The following is a 14,531-nucleotide window of genomic DNA, read 5'->3' as shown; positions in this document are numbered from 1 at the left end:
GCGGACGCCGGGGACGGATCCCTCAGAGGTGGTGGCCCCGCCACCGGGTCTGCTCGGCCTCGGAGGCGAGCTGCTCCTCCAGCGCCACCTGCCGCACGCGCCGCCGCCGTGGCGCGTCGACGACCGTCTGCGCCGAGACCGTCAGCATGGCGGCCACCGCCAGCATGGCCAGGGCCACCAGTTCCGGCAGCCGCGTGGCCACCGGGGTCAGCGCGGCGAGCAGCACCACCCCGCCGATCGACGGCCAGCGCGCCGCGCCCAGCATCCGGCTGCCGAGCAGGACCAGCGTGAGCAGGTAGAGCGCGACCCCGCCGAAGAGGGCCAGCATGTCGAAGCCGGGCAGCGGCACCCCCCAGGTCGGGGTCGCCGGGTCGGCGCCCTCGTGGATCAGCCCCTTGAGGCCCAGGGCGAACAGGATCACGCCCGTGATCAGCGGCAGGTGCAGGTACGTGTACACGTCCCGGGCCAGCCCGGCGCGGGTGCGCCGCTCCCGGGTGCGGTGCAGCACCTGCTCCATGGCCAGGGCGAGGGTGTCGAAGTACGCCCACCACAGCGCCGCGACCACCGCGATGCCGAGGAACGCCGCGATGATCACGGGCCAGGTCAGCGGCAGGGCGGCGGTGGTGCCGGGTCCGATCCCCAACGCGATGATCGACTCACCGAGCGCCACCATGATGATCAGCGCGTGCCGTTCCGCCCAGTGCCCCGCCGAGAGCACCGTCCAGCCCGCGCGCTGCTGGACCAGGCCGGAGCCGTACTCGACACCGAGCGCGGCGAGCCACAACGCCAGCCGGAGCGCGATCTCGGCTGTGCCGTCGAAGAGTCGCTGCGGCACCATCGCGGCGGCCAGGATCAGCCCCGTGGCGATCAGGAACGGCAGGGCCAGCACGGGCATCCGCCGGCGCACCGCCGGGTCGGTGCGTACGGCCCAGAGGAAGACCGTCACCTGGGTCGCGCGGACCAGGAAGTAGCAGACGGCGAAGACCACCGGGCCGGGCAGCCCGCCGGGGCGGTCGACGAACGCCTTCGGCAGGCTCAGCGCGAGCACGAAGACGGCGGCGGAGACGGCGAACCCGACCAACGGCGCGATCCCCTGGTCGGTGCGGACCACGTTGCCCACCACGGCGAAGCCGCTCCAGCACCACCAGAGCAGGGCGAGCACCACCAGGAACTGGACCAGCCCTCGCGGGGTCGGGTTGCCGGCCGTCGCCGTGGTCACGTTGAGGAAGGCGAAGACGAAGACGAGGTCGTAGAAGAGTTCGAGCCGGGTGGTGCGGGAGCCCGGTGCGCTCGGCAGGATCGCGCGCGGCCACCGAATCCCCCGCGCGTCCCCCACCTGCGCAGTCTCCCAGCCGCGGGGCGTCGCGCAGGCGCGATTGACCGACGGGGCCGCGAGTTCCGGCCGGCACGCCGGCCCGGCCCTCAGGCGATGACCGCCGGTTCCCGCCACTGCGACCGGCCGCCCCGGTCCAGGTCGTAGCGGACGGCGGCGATGCGACCGACCGCCTCGACCAGGTCGGCGGCCGGCAGGGTGAACGGCAGCCGCAGGAAGCGCTCCAGCGTGCCGTCCAGGCCGAAGCGGGGACCGGGCGCCAGGCGTACGCCGACCTCCTCGGCGGCCCGGGCCAGCGCGCTGGAGATCGGCCCGTCGAGCTCGGCCCAGAGGGTCACCCCGCCGTGCGGGACGGTGACCCGCCACTCGGGCAGGCGCTGCGCGAGCGCGGCGAGCAGCGCGTCGCGCTGGGCGGTCAGCTGGGCCTGCCGGGCGGCGACGATGCCCGGCGCGTCGGCGAGCAGGTGGACCGCGACCAGCTGGTCCAGGACCGGGCTGGCCATGTCGACGCCGACGCGGGCGGCGGCGAGCCGCTGCACCTGCGGGGCGGAGGCCCGGACCCAGCCGATGCGCAGGCCGCCCCAGAACGGCTTGCTCATGCCGCCGATGGTGATCACTCGGGAGTGCCGGTCGAAGCTGGCGGTCGGCGGGGGCAACACGGTCCCGTCCAGCGGCAGGTCCACGAACGACTCGTCGACGACGAGGTCGGTGCCGACGGCGTGCGCCGTGGCCACCACCCGCTCCCGAAGCGCCGCCGGCATCAGGTGACCGGTCGGGTTCTGGAAGTCCGGGATCAGGTAGGCCAGCTTGGGCCGGGCCTGCCGGAGGCCGCCGAGCAGCAGGTCCGCGTCCCAGCCGGGCTCCTCGACGGCCAGCCCGTGGGTGGTGATCCGGGCCCGCCGGGCGGCGAGCGCGGCCAGCGCGTTCGGGTAGCTGGGCGCCTCGACCAGCACGTTCCCGCCGGGGGCGAGGGCCAGCCGGAGCACCAGGTCGAGGGCGTGCTGGGTGCCGTTGGTGACCATGATCTGGTCGGGCGAGGTGGGCAGGCCCCGGTCGGTGTAGGCGCGGGCCACCGCCTCGCGCAGCTCGATGATGCCGGTCGGGTGGTAGCCGGCGCCGCCCAGGTAGCGGGGCAGGTCCTCGGCCGCCGCGCGGGCTGCCGGCAGCAGTTCGGGCGGCGCGGCGAGCGCGGCGACCCCGAGGTCGATCATGTCGCGGTCGTCCAGCGGGGTCCAGAGCCCGGTGCTCGCCACCCGGTGGGTGCCGGGGAGCATCGTCCAGCTGCCGGCGCCCCGCCGGCTCGCGAGATGCCCGCTCTCCCGCAGCTCCCGGTACGCGGCCGTGACCGTGGTCCGGCTGATCTTCAGCGCCTCGGCCAGCTCCCGCTCGGCGGGCAGGCGTACGCCCAGCGGCAGTCGGCCGTCGGCGAGCAGCCCGCGTACGGCGCCGGCCAGGGCGGCGTAGTCGGGGTTGCGGCGGCGGCCGGGAAGGGCATGCCACTGACCGAGGAGCCGGGCCAATTGAGCACCCCGAACCTGACTGGTCATGGCCACTCCTCCCGGATTGGCTCTTACGCTGCGCGAATTGGCCTTTAGCGTGGCATGGGTGACACCGATTGGCAATCTCCGACACCGTCCAGCGCGGCGGCTCACCCAGCTCTACGCGGGCCTCGTCCTGTACGGCGTGAGCATGGCCCTCATGATCAACTCGGGGCTCGGCCTGAACCCGTGGGACGTGTTCCACCAGGGCCTGTCCGAGCTGACCGGCCTCTCCTTCGGCACCGTCACCATCGCGGTCGGCGCGCTGGTGCTGCTGCTCTGGATACCCCTGCGCCAGCGCCCCGGCCTCGGCACGGTCAGCAACGTCCTGGTGATCGGGCTGGTGGTGGACGCGGCGCTCGCACTGCTGCCGACCGGCGGGTCGCTGGGCGTACGGGGCGCGATGCTGGTCGCCGGCATCGTCGCCAACGGGGCGGCGACGGGCCTCTACCTCGGCGCCCGCCTCGGGCCGGGCCCCCGCGACGGTCTGATGACCGGCTACGTCGCCCGCCGGCCCGGCCGCTCGATCCGGCTCGTCCGCACCGCCATCGAGGTCACGGTGCTGGCGCTGGGCTGGTTGCTCGGCGGCACCGTGGGCGTCGGCACGGTCGCCTACGCGCTGGCCATCGGCCCGCTGACCCAGCTCTTCCTGCCGCCGTTCACCGTCGCCGGGCCGAGGGGCCCCGCCCCGGGCCCGGTCACGCCGCTCCCCACGCTCTGAGCGGATCCCGCCCCGGGGCCGACCAGTTCGGCGTGATCGAGGTCGGCGCGGACGCCCGTCGCGCCGCTGCCCGGCCCGCCCCGCACCACCCCGAGCCACGTCCCGGGTGACCCCTGTCCCGGAGACGCGGGCCCGACGCCGGTGTTCCCTTCGGACGCCACGCCCGGCAGAATCCTCGCATGGGGGACTGCGGATGGCGCTGGAGCGATGCCTGGATCTTCGTGTCGGTGGTGATCGCCAGTGGTGCGGGACGGCACCGCCGCGCGGCGTCCAGCCGCCGCCCCGAGGGCGTACGCCTCGCCGACGTGCTCTCCACCGCCGACCACCTCAACCAGGCGATCCCCGAGCGGCACGAGGTGGAGGCGGCGGTCCGTCGCCTCGTCGGGGCCGGGCTGGTCAGCGTCACCGACGGCTGGTTCCGGATCACCGCCGACGGTGAGCGCCTCTGGCGCACCCGGCCGAACGCCGGGCTCGCCACCACCGTGGACACCGTGCAGGGCGTGCTGGTACGGCGGCACCCCCCGGTCAGCGCGGAGTGGCACCTGGACGAGGCCGACCACGCCGCCGCCGTCCAGGAATACGTGGTGCGGTCGATCCCGGCGCCGCGGCGCTCGCCCGAGAACCGCCCACGCCGCGACTGACACCGGGTGCCGCCGCGCCCGGCGGCCGGCCAGCCGCCCGGTCGGGCTGCCAACGCGGCGGACGGTCAGCGCACGGGTGTCCGGTGCGGCGGCGGAGGGCCAGCGCACGGGTGTCCGGTGCGGCGACGGTCAGCGCACGGGGTGCCCGGCGCCGCGCAGCGCGTCCTTGACCTCGGCGACGGTCAGCTCGCCGAAGTGGAAGACGCTGGCGGCGAGCACCGCGTCCGCGCCGGCGCCGATCGCCGGCGCGAAGTGCGCCACCTCGCCGGCGCCGCCGCTGGCCACCACCGGCACGTCGACCACCCGGCGCACCGCGCCGATGAGTTCGAGGTCGAACCCGGCCTTGGTGCCGTCGGCGTCCATCGAGTTGAGCAGGATCTCGCCCGCGCCCAGTTCGGCGCCGCGACGGGCCCACTCGACCGCGTCGAGCCCCGTGCCGCGTCGACCGCCGTGGGTGGTCACCTCGAACCCGCTGGGCGTGCCGCCCCCGGGCGCCCGCCGGACGTCGAGCGAGAGCACCAGCACCTGCCGGCCGAAGCGGTCGGCGATCTCGGCGATCAGCTCGGGGCGGGCGATGGCGGCGGTGTTCACCCCGACCTTGTCCGCGCCGGCACGCAGCAGGGTGTCGACGTCGGCGACCTGCCGGACGCCACCGCCGACGGTGAGCGGGATGAAGACCGACTCCGCCGTGCGGCGGACCACGTCGAGCATCGTGCCCCGGTCGCTGGCGGAGGCGGTGACGTCGAGGAAGGTCAGCTCGTCCGCGCCGGCGCGGTCGTACGCCGCCGCCAGCTCCACCGGGTCGCCGGCGTCGCGCAGGTCGAGGAAGTTGACCCCCTTGACCACACGACCGGCGTCCACGTCCAGACACGGGATGACCCGTACCGCCACCGTCATGCCGCGAGCCTATCCTTCCCGGCCCCGGCGGTGACCGGCCGGTGAGGCCGGCCACCGCGTCGGGGTCCCGGGGGCGCCGGCAGCGACGCCCCCGCTCACACCCGGACGAGCATCTTGCCGAGGTTCTCGCCGCGCAGCAGGCCGAGGAACGCCTCCGGGGCGTTCTCGATGCCGTCGACGACCGTCTCGTCGTAGGAGACCTTCCCGTCCCGCAGCCAGCCGGCCATCTCGCGGACGAACTCGCCGCGCAGGTGGCCGTGGTCGCCGACCAGGAAGCCGCGCAAGGTGAGCCGCTTGCCGATGACCAGCGCCAGGTTGCGCGGCGCGGCCGGCGGCTCGGTGTCGTTGTACTGCGCGATCATGCCGCAGATCGCGGCCCGACCGTGCACCCGCATCGCGGAGATCGCCGCCTCCAGGTGGTCCCCGCCGACGTTGTCGAAGTAGACGTCGACGCCGTCGGGCGCGGCGGCCTTCAGCGAGTCGCGTACCGGCCCGTCGTGGTAGTCGAACGCGGCGTCGAAGCCGAGCGCCCGCAGCCGTTCGACCTTGGCCGCCGAGCCTGCGCTGCCGACCACGCGCCCCGCGCCGCGCAGCCTGGCGATCTGGCCGACCAGGCTGCCGACCGCGCCGGCGGCGGCGGAGACGAAGACCGTCTCCCCGGGCTTCATCCCGGCGACGTCCAGCAGCCCGGCGTACGCGGTCAGGCCGGTCATGCCCAGCACGCTCAGGTAGGCGGTGACCGGGGCGAGGTCGGGGTCGACCTTCCGGGCGGCCTTCGCGTCGAGCAGCGCGTACTCGCGCCAGCCGAGGCCGTGCAGCACGGTGTCGCCGGGCCGCAGGCCCTCGGTCCCACCGGCCACGACCTCGCCGACCGCCCCGCCGTCCAGCGGCGCGTCGAGCGCGAACGGCGGCACGTACGACTTGACGTCGTTCATGCGTCCCCGCATGTACGGGTCGACCGACATGTACCGGTTGCGGACCACGACCTGGCCCGGGCCGGGGGTGGGCACGTCGGTCTCGACGAGGCGGAAGTTGTCGGCCGTCGGCCAGCCCTGCGGGCGGGAGGCGAGGTGGATCTCGCGGTTGCGGGTGCTCACAGCGCCTCGCGCACGGTGAGGGCGACCTCGACGTTGCCGCGGGTCGCGTTCGAGTAGGGGCAGACCTGGTGGGCCTGCTCGACGACCTGCTCGGCGGCGGCCCGCTCGACGGCCGGGAGGTCGACCAGGAGGGTGACGGCCAGCCCGAAGCCGCCGCTGCCGTTGGCGCCGATGCCGACCTCGGCCTCGACGACCGAGCCCGAGACGTCGACCTTCGCCTTGCGGGCGACCAGGCGCAGCGCCGAGTGGAAGCAGGCGGCGTAACCGGCCGCGAAGAGCTGCTCGGGGTTGGCGGCGCCGCCGGCGCCACCCATCTCCTTCGGCACGGCCAGGTCAAGGTCGACGGTGCCGTCGGAGGTGCGGACGTGGCCGTCCCGACCGTCCCCGGTGGCCCGGGCGGACGCGGTGTAGAGCACCTGCATGATGGTCACTGCTCCTTCTGTCGGTGGATCGTCTCGGTGACCCGGGTGAGGGTGTCGCGCAGTTCGACCAGCTCCGCGTCGGTGAGGCCCGTGGCGCGGGCGACCCGCAGCGGCACCTCCTCCATCCGCTGCCGCAGGGCCCGCCCGTCGCCGGTCAGGCCCACCTCCACCCGCCGCTCGTCGCGCGCCGAGCGCGTCCGGACGACCAGCCCCGCCCCCTCCAACCGCTTGAGCAACGGCGAGAGCGTGCCGGAATCCAGCCGCAGCGCGGCGCCCAGCTCGGAGACCGTGGGGGCGTCGTCGCGCTCCCAGAGCACCAGCAGCACCAGGTACTGCGGGTAGGTCAGGCCGAACTCGTCGAGGACGGGCCGGTAGACGTCGGTGAGGGCGCGCGACGCGGCGTAGAGCGCGAAGCACACCTGCCGGCGCAGCACCAGATGGTCGGTCACCGGAAAAACGTAGCGCGCAATTAGATTGCACACAACCGACCGGGGCGCGCGGTGACCCGCGCCACCGCCGCCACGGCGGGCCGCGACTGCACCGCCGCCACCGCCGCGCCCGCCGGCTCAGCGGTCGCCGAGAAACGCCTCCAACTCCACCTCCACCAGGTGGTCCGGGTGGAGCAGACCGGCCACCACCACCATCGTGGCCGCCGGACGGACCGCGCCGAAGACCGCGTTGTGCGCCCGGCCGACCTCGTCGGCGTACGTGCGGTCCGTCACGTACATCCTGGTGCGCACCACGTCGCCGGGCTCCGCGCCCACCTCGGCCAACGCGTCCAGCCCGATCCGCAGCGCCTGGGCGGTCTGCGCCGCCGCGTCGCCGACGTGGGTGACCGCGCCGTCCACCGTGGAGGTGCAGCCGGCCGTCCAGGCCAGGTCGCCAGCCCGGACCACCCGGCAGTAGCCGTACACCGACTCCCACGGGCCGCCCGAGCCGAGCCGCGTGACGGTCACGCCGTCGCCAGGGTTTCCAGCGCCTGCGCCACCGTGAAGGCGCCCGCGTACAGGGCCTTGCCGGCGATCACGCCCTCGACCCCGATCGGCTCCAGGGTGGCCAGCGCCCGCAGGTCGTCCAGGGTGGAGACGCCGCCGGAGGCGATCACCGGGGCGTCGGTGCGGGCGCAGACCTCGCGCAGCAGGTCCAGGTTCGGCCCGCGCATTGTGCCGTCCTTGGTGATGTCCGTGACGACGTAGCGCGTCGCGCCCGCCTTGTCCAACCGCTCCAGCACCTCGAACAGGTCGCCGCCGTCGCGGGTCCAGCCCCGGGCCGAGAGGGTACGGCCCCGCACGTCCAGCCCGATCGCCACCCGGTCGCCGTACTCCCCGCACACCCGGTCGCACCAGACGGGGTCCTCCAGGGCGGCGGTGCCGATGTTGACCCGGGCGGCGCCGGTGCCGAGCGCGGCGTGCAACGACTCGTCGTCGCGGATGCCGCCGGACAGCTCCACCTTCACGTCGAGCTGCCGCACCACCTCGGCCAGCAGGTGCGCGTTGGAGCCCCGACCGAAGGCGGCGTCGAGGTCGACCAGGTGGATCCACTCGGCGCCGTCCCGCTGCCAGGCCAGCGCGGCCTCCAGCGGGTCGCCGTACGTCGTCTCGCTGCCGGCGGCGCCCTGCACGAGTCGGACGGCCTGGCCGTCGGCGACGTCCACGGCGGGCAACAGGGTGAGGCTCACGGTATTTCTCCTCGAAATATCAAGTGCGACGGTCCAGGGCGATCACCACGATCGCCGGCAGTACGAGCAGCAACAGCACGACCAGCGCGATCCGCAGCGCCAGGTCGTCGACGAACGTCCAGATCAGCATCATCGCCGCCAGGGTCAGCAGCACGATGGCGGCGCGTTCGCCGCGGCTGTGCCGGGGCAGCCGGCCCGTCCGCCCCCGGCGCAACGACGGCGTCATCCGGCGCAGCAGCGCCCGGCGTCGCGACCGCCGGGCCACCCGCCGCTCACGGACGACCCGCTGCCGGGCGGCCTCCGCCTCCCGGGCCGCCCGGCGCCGGGCCCGCTCCTTGCTCACGTCGTGCCCCGCCGGCGCAGGTCTGGCCCGACGCCCGCCTGGAACTGCCGGACGCCGCCGGACACGCGGCGCGGCAATCCGGTCGACCGTGGGCGGGCGGAGGGACGGCCGGCGGCGGGCCGGAGCGGGCCCGCCGCAGCGGGGCGGCGCTCAGTCACCGGTGGGGAGCGTGGCGAGCCAGTTACGCAGCAGCGCGGCACCGGTGTCGGCGGACTTCTCCGGGTGGAACTGCGCGGCGCAGAGCGGGCCCCGCTCCACGGCCGCCACGAAGTCCGTCTCGTGGTGGGCGGTGGTGACCGTGGCGCCGGCCTCCACCAGCGCGCCCGGGTCCCCCACCCCGTACGAGTGCACGAAGTAGAACCGGCTGTCGGCGGGCAGGCCGGCGAAGAGCACCGAACCCGCCGGTGCCGCGACCGTGTTCCAGCCCATGTGCGGCAGCCGGGCGGCCGCCAGCCTGGTCACCCCGCCGGGCAACAGCCCGAGGCCCTTCGTGACCACCCCGTGCTCGTCGCCGTGCTCGAAGAGCACCTGCATGCCCACGCAGATGCCCAGCACCGGCCGGCCGGCGGCGACGCGCTCGGCGATCACCGGGCCGGCGCCGAGGGCCTCGATCCCGGCCATGCAGGCGGCGAACGCGCCCACACCAGGCACCACCAGCCCGTCCGCCTCGGCGGCGGCGGACAGGTCGTCGGTCACCGTCACGTCCGCGCCGGCCCGGGCCAGGGCCCGCTCCGCCGAGCGCAGGTTGCCCGACCCGTAGTCGAGCACCACCACGCGGCTCACGCCGTCACCACCCTCCGGTCGGCGGCGCCGCGACGCCGTCGGACGATCCGCGCGCTCACGTGCCCTCCCCCGGCAGCATCCAGAGCACGCCGGCGGCCGTCGCCAGCACGGCCAGCAGCGCGGTGACCACCACGGCCCCGCGCGGCGCGCCCTGCCTGTGCAGCGACCACACCCCGCCGACCAGCACGCCGGCCAGGATCAGCAGCAACGACGGCAACACCCCGCCCATCAGAACCGCCTTCCGCTCGCGACTGCGGGACTCCGCTGCGCAGCGTTCCTCGCGCTCACGCTCACAGGGCCCCCTTCGTGCTGGGGATGGCGCCCGCCGCGCGCGGGTCAATCGCCGTGGCCTCGCGCAGCGCGCGGGAGACCGCCTTGAACTGCGCCTCCACCACGTGGTGGGCGTCCGGGTGGCCGCCGGGGCGGGCCGCCCGCAGCACGTCGACGTGCAGGGTGATCCGGGCCGCCTGACCGAAGGACTCCCAGATGTGCCGGGTCATGCTGGTCGGGTAGACCGGCCCGATGTACGGCGCCAGCGCCGGCTCGTCGTGCACCACGTACGGGCGGCCGGACAGGTCGACCGCGGCCCGGACGAGGACCTCGTCCATCGGGACGGTGGCCGAGCCGTACCGCCGGATGCCGGCCTTGTCCCCCAGCGCCTGGTCGAACGCGGCGCCCAGGGCCAGCGCGGTGTCCTCCATCGTGTGGTGGGCGTCGATCTCCAGGTCGCCCACGGTGCGCACGGTCAGGTCGAAGCCGCCGTGTCGGGCGATCTGGTGCAGCATGTGGTCGTAGAAGCCGACGCCGGTGCCGATCTCGGCGCGGCCGGTGCCGTCGAGGTCGATCTCGACGAGGACCTTCGTCTCCTTGGTGATCCGCTCCACGCGGGCGGTCCGGCTCATTGCTTGCCTTTCGGTCGCGACTGCGGGGCTCGCAAGCTCGCTCCTCGCGCTCCCACTAGATCTTCTCCATGGCGGCGAGGAAGGCGTCGGTCTCGGCGGCGGTGCCGGCGGTGACGCGCAGCCAGCCCGGCAGGCCGACGTCGCGTACCAGCACGCCGTGCTCCAGCAGGGTGCGCCAGGCGACGGCCTGGTCGCCCCCGACCTCGAACAGTACGAAGTTGGCGTCGCTGTCGGCCACCCGCAGCCCCCGCTCGCGCAGCCGCGTCACGATCCGGTCACGCTGCGCGCAGATCGCGGCCACCGTGCCGAGCAGGGCGTCGCGGTGCGCCAGCGCCGCCCGGGCCGCGGCCTGGGTGAGCGCCGAGAGGTGGTACGGCAGCCGGACCAGCTGCACCGCCGCCACCACGGCCGGATCGGCGGCCAGGTAGCCCAGCCGGCCGCCGGCGAACCCGAACGCCTTGCTCATCGTCCGGGTCACCACCAGCCGCGGGTGCCCCGGCAGCACGGCGAGGGCGCTGACCGTGCCGGGCCGGGCGAACTCGGCGTACGCCTCGTCGACGACCACCATGCCCGGCGCGACGTCGAGCACCGCGGCAACCACCGCCGGGTCGAGGGCGGTGCCGGTCGGGTTGTTCGGCGAGCAGAGGAAGACCACGTCCGGGGTGTGCTCGCGGACCTGGGCGACCGCCTCGTCGGCGGTCAGCCCGAAGTCGACGCCCCGCCGGGCCGGCACCCACCGGGTGCCGGTGCCCAGCGCCAGCAGCGGGTGCATCGAGTACGCGGGGACGAAGCCGAGCGCGCTGCGCCCCGGCCCGCCGAACGCCTGGAGCAACTGCTGCTGGATCTCGTTGGAGCCGTTGGCGGCCCACACCTGCTCGACGGTGAGCCCGTGGCCCAGGTAGCCGGCCAGGTCGGCGCGCAGCGCCACGGCGTCGCGGTCCGGGTAGCGGTTGAGGTCGCGCAGCTCCGCCGCGAGGGCCTTGCCGATCGCGTCCACCACCGGCTCGGGCACCGGGTGGGAGTTCTCGTTGGTGTTCAGCCGCACCGGCACGTCGAGCTGCGGCGCCCCGTACGGCGACAGCCCGCGCAGGTCGTCGCGGATCGGCAGGTCGTCGAGGGTCGTCACGCGGCCACCCCGTTCCGCCCGACGCCGGCCTGCGGCCGGCGGGGGTCGGGCCCGCTCACGACGCGGCCCCCGGGAAACGCACGCTGACCGCCTGCCCGTGCGCCGGCAGGTCCTCGACGCCGGCGAGGGTGACCACGTGCGGGGCCACCTCGCGCAGCGCCTCCTGCGTGTATTCGACCAGGTGGATGCCGCGCAGGAAGGACTGCACCGACAGGCCGGAGGAGTGCCGGGCGCAGCCGCCGGTGGGCAGCACGTGGTTGGAGCCGGCGCAGTAGTCGCCGAGCGACACCGGCGACCAGGCGCCGACGAAGATCGCCCCGGCGTTGCGCACCCGCAGCGCCCACTCGCGGGCGTCGCGGGTCTGGATCTCCAGGTGCTCGGCCGCGTACGCGTCGACCACCCGCAGCCCGGCGTCGAGGTCGTCGACCAGGACGACGCCGCTCTGCTCGCCGGTGAGCGCGGTGGTGACCCGCTCGGCGTGCTTGGTGGCCGGCACCTGCCGGGCCAGCTCCCGCTCGACGGCCTCGACCAGCTCGACCGAACAGGTCACCAGCACGCTGGCCGCGAGCGGGTCGTGCTCGGCCTGGCTGATCAGGTCGGCCGCGACGTGCGCCGGGTCGGCGGTGTCGTCGGCCAGGATGGCGATCTCGGTGGGGCCGGCCTCGGCGTCGATGCCGACGACGCCGCGCAGCAGCCGCTTGGCGGCGGTGACCCAGATGTTGCCCGGACCGGTGATCATGTCGACCGGGTCGCAGTGGGCGCTGCCCTCGGCGTCGACCGCGGTGCCGTACGCGAGCATCGCCACGGCCTGGGCGCCGCCGACGGCGTAGACCTCGTCGACGCCGAGCAGGGCGCAGGCGGCGAGCACCCGGGCGTCGGGCAGGCCACCGTTGTCCTGCTGCGGTGGGCTCGCCACCACCAGCGAGCGCACCCCGGCCGCCTGGGCCGGCACCACGTTCATCACCACGGTCGACGGATACATCGCCAGGCCGCCGGGGACGTAGAGGCCGACCCGGTCGACCGGCACCCAGCGCTCGGTCACCGTGCCGCCCGGCACCACCTGCGTGGTGTGGTCGGTGCGGCGCTGGTCGGCGTGCACCTTGCGGGCCCGGGTGATGGACTCCAGCAGCGCGGCGCGCACCCCCGCGTCGAGGGTGCCCTCCGCCTCGGCGATCGCCTCGGCGGGCACCCGCAGCACCTCGGGCGAGACCCCGTCGAAGCGCTCACTGGCCTCCCGGATCGCCGGGTAACCATGCTCCCGGACCGCCTCCACGAGAGGGCGGATCCGCTCGACGGCCACGGAGACGTCGAGTTGGGCACGGGGCAGCAGACGGCGCGGGTCGCGAACGCCGCCGCGCAGGTCGATCCGGTTCAACACCCTTGCGAGTCTAGGCGGCCCGTCCGGACGGCGACCGGCGCCGCCCGTACGCCGGGACGGTGAGCCGGGACACGCCGTCGCGCCGGGATCGGGCTACGCTCGACGACGTGACTGCGCGGCTGCCGGTGTTCCCGCTCGGAACGGTCCTCTTTCCCGGTCTGGTGCTGCCGCTGCACATATTCGAGGAGCGCTACCGCGCCCTGGTCCGGCACCTGCTCTCGCTGCCCGAGGACGCCCCGCGCGAGTTCGGCGTGGTGGCCATCCGCGCCGGCTGGGAGGTCGCCCCGACCGGGCCGGACGGCCAGCCGCTGCCCGGCGGCGACGTCACCCTGCACGAGGTGGGCTGCACCGCCGAGCTGCGGCAGGTCACCGAGCGCCCCGACGGCGGCTTCGACATCGTCACGGTGGGCAAGCGCCGGTTCCGCGTCGCCGACGTCGACCGGGACGCCGAGCCCTACCTCACCGCCGACGTCGAGTGGCTGCCCGAGCCGGGCGGTCCCGACGAGGTCGCCGACCTGCTCGCCGCTCGGGTGATCTCGGTCTTCCGGCAGTACCTGGGCCTGATCCGCGCCGACGACGAGGGGCTCTCCGAGCAGCTGCCGGAGGACCCGACGGTGCTGTCGCACCTGGTGGCCGCGACGGCCGTACTGACCGTGGCGGACCGGCAGCGGCTGCTCGCCATCGACGACACCGCCGCCCGGCTACGCGCGGAGCTGCGCCTGCTCAACCGTGAGGCGGCGCTGCTGCGCCAGGTGCGGGCGGTTCCGGTGCCGCTGGCGGAGCTGGCGTCCCCGCCGACCCCCAACTGACGTCGGGCTCGCGCTCCGGGCGCAGCGACGGCCAGCGCGACCAGCCGGCCAGCAGGGTGTACGCCACGGCGGCGCCGAACGCGGGCAGCAGCAGGTTGCCGTGCGGCACCGGCAGCACGCCGAGCACCCAGTCGATCCCGCCGGCCCGCAGGTCGGCCGGTTTGTCGAAGGCCCGTCCCACCGGCGCGCTCTCCAGCAGCCGCTCGTAGCCGGCCAGCCCCACCCGCCGGCCGACCTGCCAGGCGGTCAATCCCGCGCCGAACGCGCCGAACACGGCGGCGAGCAGGCCGACCGGCCCCCGTACCCGGCGCAGCAGGAACCACAGCGCAAGCGCGACGAGCACCCCGAAGCCCAGCCCCAGCAGGCTGAACCAGCCGTCGGCGGCGACCGGCTGCTCCGGCTGCGGCTCGGCGTAGATCGCCCCGTCGGCGACCTTGAGCACCGGCGTGTCCGGCGCGAGCGCCGCCCAGAGCAGCCCGAGCGGCACCCCCAGCACGCTGGCGACGAGCGCCGCCAGCAGGGCGAGGCGCACCGCCCGCCCGCGCGGCAGGTCCGGCTCCACCGGCACGGGCGAATAGCCGGCGGCGTACCCGAGGTCGGTGTTGGCGGGCGCGTACCCCACGGGCCCGTCGTGCGGCGGCGCGTGCCACGGGTCACCGGTCGGGGCGTACGGCGGCACGCCGGTCGCCGGGTCGCGCGGCGGGGCGGGCTCCCGGGCGGCGTACGGGTCGGCGGGACCGACGCGGGCCGGCGGGTCGGGTTCCGCCCAGGCGGCCGGCGCCCCCGGCTCGTCGGGCCGGCGGTCGGTCCGGTCGGGTTCGGGGGTGTCCGCGCTCACCCGGTGATCCTCTCAGGCCGGTGGG

General features: G+C 75.3%; 18 protein-coding genes. 3 read left to right on the top strand and 15 right to left on the bottom strand.

The genetic code is table 11. The features are described from left to right. Positions 1 to 22: 22 nt before the first annotated feature. On the bottom strand, positions 23 to 1,336 hold the full coding sequence (locus tag GA0070610_RS07035; protein ID WP_231925938.1) for a low temperature requirement protein A: 1,314 nt from the start codon (positions 1,334 to 1,336) through the stop codon (positions 23 to 25). A gap of 86 nt (positions 1,337 to 1,422) precedes the next feature. Continuing rightward, positions 1,423 to 2,880 (bottom strand): MocR-like transcription factor YczR, encoded by a 1,458-nt coding sequence (gene yczR / locus GA0070610_RS07030; protein WP_088999266.1) that lies wholly within the window; start codon positions 2,878 to 2,880, stop codon positions 1,423 to 1,425. 58 nt (positions 2,881 to 2,938) lie between these two features. Between yczR and yczE the strand changes: the two genes are divergently transcribed. Together yczE and GA0070610_RS07020 are read left to right on the top strand one after the other, a co-directional pair. After that, positions 2,939 to 3,592 carry a membrane protein YczE gene (yczE, locus tag GA0070610_RS07025; protein ID WP_088999265.1) on the top strand — a complete coding sequence of 218 codons (654 nt, stop codon included), beginning with the start codon at positions 2,939 to 2,941 and terminating at the stop codon, positions 3,590 to 3,592. A gap of 179 nt (positions 3,593 to 3,771) precedes the next feature. Continuing rightward, entirely contained in the window at positions 3,772 to 4,233 is a 462-nt protein-coding gene (locus tag GA0070610_RS07020) for a hypothetical protein (RefSeq protein WP_088999264.1), read from the top strand. A 129-nt stretch (positions 4,234 to 4,362) separates the two neighbouring features. On the opposite strand, the gene hisF is transcribed toward GA0070610_RS07020, so the two are convergent. The 12 genes from hisF to hisD form a co-directional block, all read right to left on the bottom strand. After that, positions 4,363 to 5,130: an imidazole glycerol phosphate synthase subunit HisF gene (gene hisF / locus GA0070610_RS07015; RefSeq protein WP_088999263.1), complete on the bottom strand. Its 768-nt coding sequence runs from the start codon at positions 5,128 to 5,130 to the stop codon at positions 4,363 to 4,365. Between the two features lie 95 nt (positions 5,131 to 5,225). Further along, a complete protein-coding gene (locus GA0070610_RS07010; protein ID WP_088999262.1) occupies positions 5,226 to 6,227 on the bottom strand; it encodes an NADP-dependent oxidoreductase in 1,002 nt (333 codons plus the stop codon). Further along, entirely contained in the window at positions 6,224 to 6,649 is a 426-nt protein-coding gene (locus GA0070610_RS07005) for an organic hydroperoxide resistance protein (RefSeq protein WP_089003333.1), read from the bottom strand. The genes GA0070610_RS07010 and GA0070610_RS07005 overlap by 4 nt, the downstream gene beginning before the upstream one ends. Positions 6,650 to 6,654: 5 nt before the next feature. Continuing rightward, a complete protein-coding gene (locus GA0070610_RS07000; RefSeq protein WP_088999261.1) occupies positions 6,655 to 7,098 on the bottom strand; it encodes a MarR family winged helix-turn-helix transcriptional regulator in 444 nt (147 codons plus the stop codon). A 117-nt stretch (positions 7,099 to 7,215) separates the two neighbouring features. Next, complete coding sequence (locus GA0070610_RS06995) at positions 7,216 to 7,605, bottom strand: RidA family protein (RefSeq protein ID WP_088999260.1); 390 nt, start codon at positions 7,603 to 7,605, stop codon at positions 7,216 to 7,218. Beyond that, entirely contained in the window at positions 7,602 to 8,327 is a 726-nt protein-coding gene (gene priA / locus GA0070610_RS06990; protein WP_088999259.1) for a bifunctional 1-(5-phosphoribosyl)-5-((5-phosphoribosylamino)methylideneamino)imidazole-4-carboxamide isomerase/phosphoribosylanthranilate isomerase PriA, read from the bottom strand. Before priA ends, GA0070610_RS06995 begins: the two co-directional genes overlap by 4 nt. Before the next feature lie 19 nt (positions 8,328 to 8,346). Then, complete coding sequence (locus GA0070610_RS06985) at positions 8,347 to 8,670, bottom strand: hypothetical protein (RefSeq protein ID WP_088999258.1); 324 nt, start codon at positions 8,668 to 8,670, stop codon at positions 8,347 to 8,349. 150 nt (positions 8,671 to 8,820) lie between these two features. Further along, positions 8,821 to 9,453, bottom strand: coding sequence for an imidazole glycerol phosphate synthase subunit HisH (gene hisH, locus GA0070610_RS06980; protein WP_088999257.1), 633 nt, complete (start codon positions 9,451 to 9,453; stop codon positions 8,821 to 8,823). 55 nt (positions 9,454 to 9,508) lie between these two features. Then, a complete protein-coding gene (locus tag GA0070610_RS30850) occupies positions 9,509 to 9,682 on the bottom strand; it encodes a hypothetical protein (RefSeq protein ID WP_172896430.1) in 174 nt (57 codons plus the stop codon). A gap of 61 nt (positions 9,683 to 9,743) precedes the next feature. Then, positions 9,744 to 10,355 carry an imidazoleglycerol-phosphate dehydratase HisB gene (gene hisB, locus GA0070610_RS06975; protein ID WP_088999256.1) on the bottom strand — a complete coding sequence of 204 codons (612 nt, stop codon included), beginning with the start codon at positions 10,353 to 10,355 and terminating at the stop codon, positions 9,744 to 9,746. Positions 10,356 to 10,410: 55 nt separating this feature from the next. Then, positions 10,411 to 11,481, bottom strand: a complete 1,071-nt coding sequence (locus GA0070610_RS06970) for a histidinol-phosphate transaminase (RefSeq protein WP_088999255.1) — start codon at positions 11,479 to 11,481, stop codon at positions 10,411 to 10,413. Between the two features lie 55 nt (positions 11,482 to 11,536). Next, positions 11,537 to 12,859 carry a histidinol dehydrogenase gene (gene hisD / locus GA0070610_RS06965; protein WP_088999254.1) on the bottom strand — a complete coding sequence of 441 codons (1,323 nt, stop codon included), beginning with the start codon at positions 12,857 to 12,859 and terminating at the stop codon, positions 11,537 to 11,539. Between the two features lie 107 nt (positions 12,860 to 12,966). On the opposite strand from hisD, the gene GA0070610_RS06960 reads away from it, so the two are divergent. Continuing rightward, positions 12,967 to 13,668, top strand: coding sequence for an LON peptidase substrate-binding domain-containing protein (locus GA0070610_RS06960; RefSeq protein WP_088999253.1), 702 nt, complete (start codon positions 12,967 to 12,969; stop codon positions 13,666 to 13,668). On the opposite strand, the gene GA0070610_RS06955 is transcribed toward GA0070610_RS06960, so the two are convergent. After that, complete coding sequence (locus GA0070610_RS06955; protein WP_331716504.1) at positions 13,583 to 14,506, bottom strand: DUF2567 domain-containing protein; 924 nt, start codon at positions 14,504 to 14,506, stop codon at positions 13,583 to 13,585. The two genes, GA0070610_RS06960 and GA0070610_RS06955, sit on opposite strands and share 86 nt — an antisense overlap. Positions 14,507 to 14,531 lie beyond the last annotated feature (25 nt).

This window comes from Micromonospora echinofusca (assembly GCF_900091445.1).
GTDB classification, from domain to species: domain Bacteria; phylum Actinomycetota; class Actinomycetes; order Mycobacteriales; family Micromonosporaceae; genus Micromonospora; species Micromonospora echinofusca.
The sequence above is the reverse complement of the archived record's forward strand: the minus strand, read 5'-3'. Positions and strand labels throughout refer to the sequence as shown.